Source organism: Aeromonas sp. R5-4, assembly GCF_040908215.1.
Lineage (GTDB): Bacteria > Pseudomonadota > Gammaproteobacteria > Enterobacterales > Aeromonadaceae > Aeromonas > Aeromonas veronii.
The window spans coordinates 1-11,925 of the sequence record NZ_JBFODG010000008.1; the positions used below are offsets into that span (position 1 = coordinate 1).

An 11,925-nucleotide genomic window follows, 5' to 3' on the forward strand; every position below is an offset into this window, starting at 1 on the left:
GAGGGATGGCATCAGCGCGATAGTTGCCCCACAGCCGCTGTTCACCACGCCAGATAATGTCACCGGCTTCGCTGCACAGCTCGCGGGCGGTGCCCGCCACATCCGTCACGATGTAGTGCAGACGCTCGCCCTGCTCACCAGCTTCCCATTGGGCCAGCGGCCTGAAGCTGCCCGGCTCATAGACCCACTGCACCTGACGGGCGGCGTTGCCATCGGCCCGGTAGCTTTGTTGCTGCACCAGCTGGTCACCGTCCCAGCGATAGTGGACGCGGGTTATCGCGGTGAGTTGGCTCACCTGCCCCTCCCGCTCCTTGCCGATACGCCGACCAAAGGGGTCATAGCGGTAACGCCAGCGGCTGCCATCGGGCAAGATGACCCGTTGCAGGCGGTCAAAGCCATCCCACTCAAATTGAGTGGTCTGAGGCCGGAAACCGGGGCGTGATACCACCTTCTCACTGAGCCGTCCGCACTTGTCGTAGCGGTACTGATTGGGGCCTATCTGGCTGACCCTGCCCGCTGCGTCATAACGGCGCAGGGGCTCGGCCTGCGCCTGCTGGCTGGACAGCGGTTGCCCATCGCTGGGCAGAATATGGGAGAGCTCGCAGAGGTTCAGTTCGCTGTCATAGCCAAACAGCCGGGCCTGACGCTCGTGACCGCGCTTGCTGCGCTCGGCCACCACCTGGCCGTTGCCATTGAGCTTCCAGCCCTGTTCGCCCCAGTGGCTGTCGTTAACCCCAACTAGGCGGTCGAGGGCATCATACTGGTAGTGACGCGACAGGGTGTCTGGCACAGCGCCACTCGCCGGCACCAGGGATTGAGAGAGCAATAACCCGGTGGCGCTCCACCCTTGATTGAGGGCAAACCCGGCCTCGCTCAGGCGCACCAGCTCGCGCCCTTGCCGGTCGTGGGCAAACTGCAGGGGCTGGCGGCTGCCCACGGTGAGCTGGGTCAGTCGCCCTTGCTGCCAGGACAGCCCCAACGGCGCCAGCAAGCCAGTGATGGCTTCACGCTGCCCCGCCTCGCCATAATGGCTCTCTATCGTCTCGCCATTGACGCGCTCGCAGACCACCCGGCCCAGTGCATCCCACTCGTATTCCACCACCGCATCGGCGTTGCTGGCCCGCAGCAGACGACCGGCGGCATCATAAGCAAAGTGGGTTTCACTCTCTTTTGCCCTCGCCGTCGGGTCACTATGCTCGCCCTGGGCACGCCAGGCTTCAATTCGAGCCAGTCGCCCCAACACATCATAGTGATAGTGCAGCTCGCGATGATCCGGTGCCCGGCGCAGTACCAACTGCCCCGCCACATCGTAACGGTAGTCATAACGACGCCCGTCATAGTGCACTTCCGCTGCGACCCGGCCGCAGGCATCAAACTCATAGCGCCAGTGATGCCCCTGACTGTTGGTGACACCGGCAAAATCGCTCTCGGCGTTGTAGTGATAGCGGGTAGTGGCACCCAGCGGGTCGGTTACGCTCTGAAGGTTGTCAAAGGCGCCATAGGTCAGTTGGTGGTGATGGCCCAGCGCATCGGTCAGCCGAATCAGATTGCCTTCGATGTCGTAATCAAAGCGACTCTCGGTACCATCTTCATAGATGACCTTGCTGGGTTGCCGGGCGTGGTGACGATACTCCCAGCGACGTACCAGAGCTCCTTGTTCGCCCTCCTGATAACGGGCGACCAGACGGTCTTGCTGGTCATAAACAAACCGCCAGGGGGTACCGCTAGCCGGCTCGAACCGAACCGGCAGCCCTTGTTCCCCATAATGCCACTGGCTACGCTGACCGATCGGGTCGGTCACCGCGGCCAGCAAACCCTGAGGGGTATACTCATGACGCCAGCATTGCCCCAGCGGGTTGGTCACCCCTTCAACGAGCCCCTGAGGGTTATAGCTGTATTGCCAGGGCTGACCGAGCGGGTCGATATAGGCCAGCAGCCTGCCCGCATCATCGTAGCCATAACGGTGGGCACTGCCATCGGGCAAGGTCACGCACGTCACTTGTCCCCACGCATTGCGTTCAAACTCGGTGCGCTGGCCCAAGGGGTTGACCAGTGCCGCCAACTGATTGTTCACCCATTCAAAGCGGGTTTCGCCGCCATCCGGCTCACGGCGCAGCAGGATATTGTTGCGCTCATCGCGCACATAGGCGGTGACGCCACCAAAAGCGCTGTGGTAATAGCTGGTGAGGTTGGCATCGTCATAACGGAAATGATCTTTCCAATAGCCGCCCGCACAGCGGTTGGCCAGACAACGGCCTTGCGAGTCATAGTCGTGTTCGACCCAGGTTTGGGCGAGGTCACTCCAGCGGGTGAGCCACCCTTGCGGTGAGTATTGGTAATCAAAGCTGCGTCCGGCACCCGCCCTGACCCGCAGTAAGGCGCCGCTGTCGTCATATTCATAACGGGACAGCTCGCGAGGTGGGTCAAACTCCGACACCACCAGGGTAAGCGCAGAGACATTGCGCCCCTGATGGCTGACCCGAATATGGCGACCATCAGCCAACAAGACGCGCACCAGGCGACCCCGCTCCCACACCCAACTTACCCGGTTGCCACAGGCATCACTCATGGATGTGAGATAAAGGTGGGGGCCACGGGCATGCTCGAAGCCATAACGACGACCATCCAGATGGTGCAGTTGCAGCAGACCTTCGAAGCGGGTCAACCGCCACTCGGGGTTGGAGGGGCTGTGTGCCCACTCACCTTCGTCAGGCAGGGTAAAGAAGGCCTGGTTGAACTCGCCATCGGTGAAGATGACCATGCCCTCTTGCAGCTCCAGCGACATATCCCATTCCGTGCGCCAGAGAGTCCCCAGAATACCCGGACGACGTTGCCCGCCAGAGCGGTAGTAACGGGCCAATCCGACCGGCAACAAGCTAGCCAGGCGCCAATCTTCGCGCTGTTCAAACACGAAACCGGTGGCCATATCGACTGGCTCACCTTCCTTTTGGCACGTTTTTGTGGAAGCGCAGTTATTACCATCGGCCTGTCCAGCGCGGGTCTTTTCGGCTGGTGTTTTACCTGCATCATGTCCCTCGCCCTTGTTGCGACCGGCATTAAAGCCTTCTGGCAATTCGGCGCGCCCCTTAGCCCGAGGTGAACCGGTAACACGGGTCACCACCTTGCCAATAAACTCGTCAAATTTCGCAGCGATATAGGCAAGGGATGCATCAAATTTTGCCGAGAGTTTTTCCAGTGCATGGATAATCCCGGTGATTTGCTCCTTCATCATGGCAATTAGCCAGCGGTTGCTGGCAGGGTCTATCAGCATTTTCTTCAATGCCGCAATCACCTGCTGCAAAATGGCTTTGGCTTTTTGACCATATTTCTTTATCTCGGCTCGCAGCTTCATCAGCCCTTTAATCAGATTGCCATCAGACAGGCTGCGAATGGTTTTGATGGCAAACTGAATTGACTTCCTATCGCCCAGTTTCAATGCCTTTATAATAGCTTTGCCACTGACCTTGATGGCATCACCAAAGCCGGGGATAACCCCTATCAAACACAGTGCTCCTTCTGCCAAGTGCAGATTGTCATCCAGCTTTGCTGGCTCCTTGTAGGAGACGTAACCCCACTCACCAATCGCATACAGGTCGATGACCTGACCGACCACAGGAACAAAACCCAGCAGTACTTCACACACCAAGAGTACCGCTTCATTGCTACTGGCCTTGTCACCCAATTCAGCGGCAAGACTGTGGTGTATCTTGTTGACCGCTACTTTAAGATCGCGGCTGCCTTTATTAATTTTTTTATCCAGCGCCCAAAAGCGCTTGTAAGCCTGGTTGTACTTATCCGGGACACTATTGAAAATTCCACCGAGCATGCCGACGTTATCGACATCCACCTCATCTGCATCACTGTCAGAGGCGTCATACTCAATCAACCCTTGTTGTCGCAAAATGAGAAACAGTGTGAAGTATTCACCAGCCAGCGCGGCATAAGCGGGATTGGATTGAAACACCGGGTTATTTTGTAGCGTTTCCTTGGGTTTAAATTCGTCACTTCCTTCTTCCAATAACAACTCGAAGGTGCCACACCCCATATCATAAATTCGACACAGCCCCTTGCTATCCGTTTTTCCTTTTATAACAGTCTTGTTACTGTCGGTCAGTACAAACGGTGCATTGGGAACAGGTTTACCATCATCATAGTGATAATGAATAATCACTTCGCAACCACATTTCACGCAACCACCAGAGATGATGTTATCGGTTGAGAAGTTTTTTTTGGCTGCTTCATCACTGGACAGCAAACTAGCCGTTTTATTTTTACTCATGATCCCCTCAACCTATCCCTTATCCAACTCGCAAAGTGCTTGCTCAAATAACCTGTCCATGCGGCTTTGTTGCCCAATCAATTCTGCAGGCTCTGCCATGATTTTTTTTGCCCAGGGAAGCGCCATAAACCCTGCAGGCATTTCCAGCTTTAAACTCAAGAAGCGAATAACATCCTGCTGATTTTTGAACCCATGGGCGAATGCCTCTTGTTCACCCTCCTTGATGAAAGAGAACAACTGCTCTGATTGCCACCCCTTAACCACCGGATGATGTGCCTGGATATGCTCGATATACTCATCGTGCGCAACGCTATCTGACAGCGAGTTCAATGCAGTCCACTGTGCGGGTGATAACTGTTGCGGTGCATGCCCTGCAAGGTCATGTTCTACCCGTTCAATGAGCTGGAGATACTCACAACCGCCCTCCGGCGACATATCGATGATGGTGGCAACGGGACCAAACAGCGCTGTAGCCTCAGCTGGAGAGCTTACCGTTAAGAGGGGCTTGACCACCTGCCAGTCACTGAGCCGCAATATGGCAGTTTCATTTTCAGGGGTTGTTATCCAGGACCACTGGCGCAGATGTGCAAGCAATGCTTGCAACTGTTGTAGCGGCGTATAGGCCAGCATGAACCAGTCGAGTTGGAGCAGCAGGCCCCAGCCTGGTTGATGGATGACAAGGCGCTGGAGCTCTGGCCAATTCTGTCGATGAACGGGGATGAGATAGGGGGAGATAGTGCTATGCAGCTTTCCCGTCTCTCCCCAATACAGCCTGGTCTGCTCAAGGCTGCCGCCCCATTTTTCTGCCAAGCCAGGCACAGCCTCGTTGATGGCCGCTTCGGCAAACATGAACAAACCTTGCCCATCAAGCAACTGCTGCCACTCATCATCCCGATACTTGCCAGATATCATCACCTTGTTTGCCTTCACGTCTTACGCTCCTTTGTCGTCAGCCAGGCCAAACATCCATTCACGTCGATGGAAATTGGCCCGTGAATCACTGGCCAATGCAACATCCATCTTGAATTTTTTAATGGCCATCGATAACGAATAGTGAGAAACCAATTTAATAAACTGAGGGTGCCGATAATAATCCGAACCGATGATCCAGCGGTGTGCTGACCATGACTCCCACTCATCCTCAGATGCAGTGGGATACAACTCACTTGCCAAGAGAATACCGCTTATGAAGCGCTGCTCCAGCCATGTTATATCCAGTAAAAATGGATAGTATTCGCTGGCTCTGACGAATAAGGCTTTGGTCAAATGTTGATAACGCGCCTGATTGGTCAGTACGCGATAAATGTCGGTACTCAACCTGTTTTCATATACTTGTGACGATATATTTCTGAACGAGACTGACGTACTGACACACTCAAACTGTGAGGTTGAATAGCATGTATCGACTATCTCGGGAATATATATATCCATAAAAGGAAATTCAAACTGCTGCCTCGTTGATACATCGGTCATTGTCAGCCAAGTTTTTAGCGTAGCCGGTTCATGAAAAGGGAAAAAGACATGCCGCCCATCGGGATAAAAACAAGTATGGCGAAGTAAACACGCTTGCTGCATGCCGTCTATTTCGTCTGCTGCCGTAAACAACACAACGCCCGTATCAGGGTAGTGTTGATGGGATAATAGCCACAACAACAGACTTTCTGTTGCTGAACCTTCTTTTATAGAAAGCAATAGTAATTCAGTAACCGGATAGCACTGCACACCATAGTCATTGGGCAATAGCCGCCACTCTCCCTGGCATTGTCGATACAGGGATTTCCAATAAGTGATGCCACCTTCGAGCCTGCTGAGGTCAATAATGGCATACACATTAGCAGTCTCATTTCGGACTATATCGAATATAGGTAATGACATTAGTACCACTTGTCTAACTATTAAGTTAATTGGCGGTTTTTATCATATTTGAATATGATAAATTGATTAGTAATGAGAAGGGCGGTAAAGATATTGGGGAGATGGTGTCGGTAAAATCACAAAAAACATTACCTTCAATGTCGAGGTTATAGGGCAGTCTTTCCTGCCCCATTTGTCTCACATCACTATATCTTCTCTCCTCGGGCCCAACGTTCGCGTACTTCGGCAGGTGTCAACGGGGGAAATTTCACGCCATTGTCAATCAAAAATTGTTTTACCTTAAGAGCCCAAGGGTACTGAGGAGAGGACTTATCCATCAGTGACAGACTATCTTCTACCGAGAAAGCTAAATCAGAGCCCCCGCTGTCTCTCATCCGGTAATCAGCTCCATGCTGCAGCAGCCAGTAAACAACTTCATATTGATTGATATAGGCTCCATACAATGCGCTGTTGCTACCTGGACCATCAGTCAAATTAAGATCTGCACCACGTTCCACCAATAACTTGATATCAGCCCAGCGCGTCTCTCCGATGGCATTAAATATTGCGGGGACACCGTTCTCCCCCAACGAATTAGGATCTCCGCCTGCATCCAATGCGACCTCCAGAAGTTCTGGATATTTGGAACCCGCAACAGAGCTCACAATATTTTCACCGAATCCATTCTTATAGTTGGGATCGGCACCTACTTTAAGAGCAAGTTTTACAACCCTGTAATCCTTAGTCTCATAAACTAACCAGAGTAGTGGTGTTAACCCTTCTTCTCCCTGGATATTGAGATTGACCCCTTGCTCAATCTGACGACGGGCTGCGGCTTCATCACCACGTTGGATGGCTTCCAGCACTTTCACTACCGGGGCGGGGAAAAACTCACTGGCTTGCATACTTTTTCCTCCCACTTGGCATGCCGATAACATGCTCAGTATGGCGCCCCATAAACTCATCAGGCAGTATTTCGGCCTCAAGCTAGACCTTCTCACCCTTGGCCCAGCGTTCGCGTACTTCAGCTGGCGTCAGTGGGGGAAATTTAATACCTTTATCTACCAAGAACTGTTTTACCTTAAGTGCCCAAGGGTACTGAGGAGAGGACTTATCCATCAGTGACAAGCTATCTTCTACGATGTAGGCCAGATCGGCGCCTACAGCAGCTCGTATCCTAAAATCGGCGCCATGCTGTAACAACCAGTAGACAACTTCATATTGATTGATAAATGCACCATATAACGCACTATTACGGCCAGGACCATCAGTTAAATTAAGATCTGCACCTCGTTCCACCAATAACTTGATATCAGCCCAGCGGGTCTCACCGATAGCATTGAAAATGGCCGGCTCACTATTCCTGTCCAGTGAGTTTGGGTCACCTCCTGCATCTAGGACAACCTGAAGCAGTTCGGGATATTTAGAGCCCGCAACAGAGCAAACAGCATTATCACCAAATCCATCTTTATAGTTGGGATCTGCTCCCACTTTTAGGGCAAGTTCAACCACCTTGTAGTCTTTGGTCTCAAGGATTAGCCATAATAACGGGGTAATGCCCTCTTCATCTTGAATATTGAGGTCAACCCCCTGCGCAATTTGACGACGGGCTGCGGCTTCATCACCACGTTGGATGGCTTCCAGCACTTTCACTACCGGGGCGGGGAAAAACTCACTGGCCTGCATACTTTTTCCTCCTACCTGGCATGCCGATAACAAACCCAGCACTCCTACGCAGAGCACTTTTAAACGAGATAACCATATCATTTTACTCCTCCAAGTTTGCTGGTAATAGTGCCGATATCCTCACTCTTCTGCGCTTCAATCCCGGCAATCACTTGATCCATACCATGGCGAGCTATGGGATTTCCCCCTTGCGAGGGCAAGGGTAACATCTTGCCTGCAGCTGGGGGGAGAGCCCCCCCTGCTAACAGCATTCCCCCCAAGACACCACCAACCGCCGCACCGCCTGACCCGCCCAATGCACCGCCAATCCCGGCAAACAGGGTAGGCACAGCCAGTTTCCCCACTCCTTGCACCATGGTAAGCACTTCACCATCCACCGCCTGGGTTGTGATCAGCTCACCTACTTTGTCCAGAGGCAGACCTCCCTTACGACTCACTGTATTGGCATGTAACCCGGCCGCGTTGAATGTGTACCCTGGTAAGCCGCTAACACCAACTCCCGCTGAAGCCAATCCTCCACCCAATGAATGGCCAACCGCGACAAGCGACGAAGATGGCGAATCCACCGCAAGTTGCACTTGCCGCGCCAAATCCATTGCCTGATTGTATTGCTTGGTTTCCGAACCAACCCCCTGAGCCCCATTGGTCATCCAGTCCATCTTACCGGTCACCGCGTTGTTGGTGCCTCGATAGGTGAGCATGGTCTCGTTGTTAATGGAGGATTTGAACAGGGCGGAACCAAAGCCACTCTTTTTATCGGTAAAAACAGCTTTTTCCAGGCCGGGTATTTTTTTGGTATCTAACTGAGAAAGGCCAACAGGAGCCGTAGGCAAGCCAGTTCGCGCACCGCGATTAAATTCATCAACGGCATAGACATACTGCGCAGCCTCAGCACGCAAGATACTGTCATTGTTAAAGCCCAAGCGTTTACCTGCATCTGCCAATCCCGGCACCTTGGCTGCACGCTCGGATAATTGTTTGCGCGCCTGATAGCGCAGCTTACGCTGTGCCTCTGTCAAGCTTTTCTCCACCTCTGGCAAGGCGACGGGAGCAGCCCATTCCAGCAATGTTTGCCATGGCACCAACATGGGCGAGAGCGCCAGCAAGGGCAGCCGTTTTTTGGCCGTCTGCTCAGCACAGCTTTTGGCGGGAGATTGATAGGGACTATCCCCGATGATCACATTGCCACTGCCTGCTGCAACGGAGCCGCCACAGCCGATGGCATCCCCCACCCTTGCTGCAGCCTTGCCGTTGATAAACACATTGCTGGAACCACCGGAGATGGCGCGACTATGAATGCCATGGGGCATGTTGGGACAAGGGCAAGCATGGAGCAGCACGGCATCCCCTTTACGTGCTGCAGGCTTGCCATTGATGATGACATCCCCACTACCAGCAATGATGGGGGTCGCCGGAAAACAGCCATGACCGGCACAGCTATCACCTAATCGGGCAGCACTTGGCATAATGACTCCTTAACGACGATCCGGTGCATCCGGCAGGGTGGGCTTGTTGGGTGCCTCCGGTTCGATGGCGACAGGAGCTGTACCTGCACCAGGTGAACCGCCATCGTTGATCTTGACCACATTGCCCGAGATGGTCACTCCCGAGCCATCAAGCTTGATAAAACCACCTGGCCCCTTGATGGTCAGCGCTTGCCCCGCCTCCAACACAATGTCAGTGGCTTTGAGATAGCTGTCTGTACCCACCACCACACGTTGATGTGCCCCAACGACCACCTCTTCTCCACCAGAAATAGAGGTCTGGCGGCTACCATCCAGATGAGTGATCTCGCCCCCACCGATGAAGCGTTTGAATGAAGCCATCACTTTTTGCACAAAGTGGCGACCGATCAGCTGGTGATGATCCTGCCCAATTTGCTCAACATCATCTTGCGCCACTGTACGATGGCTATGGCGGTCCACTCGCTGGAACTGGTCCTGGTTGACCGTCAAATGCTGATCCAGTCCCACGCTTTGGCGATGGATATGGTTGATGACCACATCCATGTCTTTTTGGGCATGGATGTAAATCTGCTCTCTCGATGCTTCATCTTCAAAACGCAGCTCGTTGAAGCCTTGGCCCTTATGTGTGTCGGTTCGCAGCAGTGTCCGTGTTTTATGTTCGGGCAATACATAGGGGGTTTGGTTGGTGGCGTGATAAGTCCGCCCTGTCACGATGGGCTGATCCGGATCTCCTTCGAGGAAGCTCACTATCACTTCGTGACCGATACGCGGCACCGCCATCATGCCATATTGGCCACCCGCCCATCCCTGGCTGACACGCACCCAACAAGAACTTTGGTCGTTGTTGGCACCATAGCGATCCCATGGGAACTGCAGCTTGATCCGACCATATTTGTCGCAATAAATCTCTTCACCGGAAGGCCCCACGACTGTGGCAATTTGGGGACCATCCACCATGGGTTTATGTGGTAAGAGCGGTCGCCAGGTTTGCAGCGCTTTCACAACCGAGAACTCATTGGTCACCGTTGTCGCACCATCTCCGCCTTCTTCTTCCAGTGCTTGGGGCTGCTTGCCGGTATGAACAATGCTGACGATTTGCCAATCGGTATTCAAGGCAGCATTTGGGTGCTCACTTAATGCAAAAGTCTGGCCCGGCAACAGCGCCGCACAGTTTGATTGGCCTCGGCTTGCCATTGCATCCCTGCGCAGTGCATCAAGCCGATACTGGGTAAACGATTTGCCACTGGGGTCTTGCTTGAAGCGTCCTGGGTAGTCGAAGTGCTGATAGGTATCGCGCTGGTGCTCCAGCTCGGCCCCCATTTTCTTGTGGGACAAGGCATAGGCCGGGGTCTTGAAGCTGTAATCCTTGAGTTCAACTTCAGCCTGACGCACTGCTTCTCGATAGTGGAACTGACGAACGTAAGGCCCTTGTTCTAGTGAGCGGTTGCCCAAATTGAAGAAGAGCGTAGGTCCATCAGTGAGTGCAGCAGTATCATCGGCGAACACGAGCCGATGCTTGCCAGCTTCAAACTCATGAAAGTAGAACATCCCCTCTTCTGCGGCGAGGCGATTAATGAATTCAAGATCGGACTCCCGGTACTGTACGCAGTACTCCCGCTGAGCATGGGCGTTTTTGAGTGCAAAGGCGTAATCAGTAATGCCATGCTCTTGTAGCAGGGCGCCAATGATCTCTTCCGGCTTTTGGGCCTGGAAAATACGGGCATTATGACGCAGACCCAATCGCCACAGCGCTGGTTTGACTTCCATGCTGTAGCGCGTTCGGCGAAAACCGCTGTCGCCTTGTTCGAACTGACTCACCACACCGTTCACACGTCGCTGCAACTCGCCGTTGTACCACACCAGCAACTCACAAGGTTGATCCAGTACCGCACCAAAATCGATATCCGGCTGACTACTCGCCAGTTGCAATGAAAGGGTGAACGGATCGCTTAATGCCTCATGCAACGTAAAACTTGCCACAACAAACGTGGTGGCAGGCAGCGCGCCCACCTTAACGGTGAATTGCAATCCGGTCTGATTAGCCATGATATCTCCCTATCACCTTTCGAAACTGCGCCAGAAACCTGTCAAAACACCACGCTACCGCCCTCTCCGGTACACAAGCGGTCACCAAAGATAAGTAACATGACGGGTAATACGATGTGTGTGTCTGCATAACAGAACACTCCTTATTACTTTGCCATCCCTCCGCACTCACCAGCAGGGCATCAAACCCCGGCAGGGGGATGGCAAAACAGAAAAGCTCCAGCCAACCCGTTGGCCAGGCTGGAGAAAATGCACAGTACAAGAAGCCGGTTGAACAACCGGCTCAAAGACACATTACTACTTACAAGGAATACCAAAGTACCGAAGCAAGGCTTACGCCTCGATGGGGGCGCGCCAGTCGTCCGCACCGGAAGTACCGGCAACGGTGTGCTCCCAGTCGATCTTGCGGTAAGCCATGGAGACCTGGATAAGCTGGGTGAAGTCAGACTTCGCCGGGTCCTGGCAGTGCGGCATCTGGCAGTCGATGTCAACGATGGTGGCATCGGTCAGCACGGTAGAGAAGAAGTGCTCCTGCTTGCCTTCAACGGAGGTGCGGTACCACTTCAGGGTCACTTTCGGCAGCATCTCGCCGGA

Annotated in this window: 7 protein-coding genes and 1 pseudogene; all 8 read right to left on the reverse strand. The window is 53.5% G+C overall.

Annotation, left to right across the window (positions count from 1 at the left end; translation table 11 throughout):
• Nucleotides 1-3,964: DUF6531 domain-containing protein (locus tag AB5Y83_RS02990; protein ID WP_368174670.1), on the reverse strand; the 3,964-nt coding region annotated here is incomplete at its 3' end.
• 327 nt (nucleotides 3,965-4,291) lie between these two features.
• A complete protein-coding gene (locus tag AB5Y83_RS02995; RefSeq protein WP_236400059.1) occupies nucleotides 4,292-5,209 on the reverse strand; it encodes a DUF4123 domain-containing protein in 918 nt (305 codons plus the stop codon).
• A 3-nt stretch (nucleotides 5,210-5,212) separates the two neighbouring features.
• On the reverse strand, nucleotides 5,213-6,109 hold the full coding sequence (locus AB5Y83_RS03000; protein WP_236400056.1) for a hypothetical protein: 897 nt from the start codon (nucleotides 6,107-6,109) through the stop codon (nucleotides 5,213-5,215).
• A 230-nt stretch (nucleotides 6,110-6,339) separates the two neighbouring features.
• Nucleotides 6,340-7,038, reverse strand: a complete 699-nt coding sequence (locus AB5Y83_RS03005) for an ankyrin repeat domain-containing protein (protein WP_236400054.1) — start codon at nucleotides 7,036-7,038, stop codon at nucleotides 6,340-6,342.
• Nucleotides 7,039-7,120: 82 nt separating this feature from the next.
• Nucleotides 7,121-7,819: an ankyrin repeat domain-containing protein gene (locus AB5Y83_RS03010; RefSeq protein WP_236400052.1), complete on the reverse strand. Its 699-nt coding sequence runs from the start codon at nucleotides 7,817-7,819 to the stop codon at nucleotides 7,121-7,123.
• A 77-nt stretch (nucleotides 7,820-7,896) separates the two neighbouring features.
• Nucleotides 7,897-9,285, reverse strand: a complete 1,389-nt coding sequence (locus AB5Y83_RS03015) for a PAAR domain-containing protein (RefSeq protein ID WP_236400048.1) — start codon at nucleotides 9,283-9,285, stop codon at nucleotides 7,897-7,899.
• 9 nt (nucleotides 9,286-9,294) lie between these two features.
• Nucleotides 9,295-11,331 carry a type VI secretion system tip protein VgrG gene (locus AB5Y83_RS03020; protein WP_031227565.1) on the reverse strand — a complete coding sequence of 679 codons (2,037 nt, stop codon included), beginning with the start codon at nucleotides 11,329-11,331 and terminating at the stop codon, nucleotides 9,295-9,297.
• A 333-nt stretch (nucleotides 11,332-11,664) separates the two neighbouring features.
• A pseudogene (gene hcp1, locus AB5Y83_RS03025) lies at nucleotides 11,665-11,925 on the reverse strand (type VI secretion system effector Hcp1); the annotation flags it as partial.

Bases quoted from the DNA above. Each gene is read 5' to 3' on its own strand.
- AB5Y83_RS03005 (WP_236400054.1), bottom strand. From the start codon at position 7,038: ATGCAAGCCAGTGAGTTTTTCCCCGCCCCGGTAGTGAAAGTGCTGGAA.
- AB5Y83_RS03010 (WP_236400052.1), bottom strand. From the start codon at position 7,819: ATGCAGGCCAGTGAGTTTTTCCCCGCCCCGGTAGTGAAAGTGCTGGAA.
- AB5Y83_RS03015 (WP_236400048.1), bottom strand. From the start codon at position 9,285: ATGCCAAGTGCTGCCCGATTAGGTGATAGCTGTGCCGGTCATGGCTGT.
- AB5Y83_RS03020 (WP_031227565.1), bottom strand. From the start codon at position 11,331: ATGGCTAATCAGACCGGATTGCAATTCACCGTTAAGGTGGGCGCGCTG.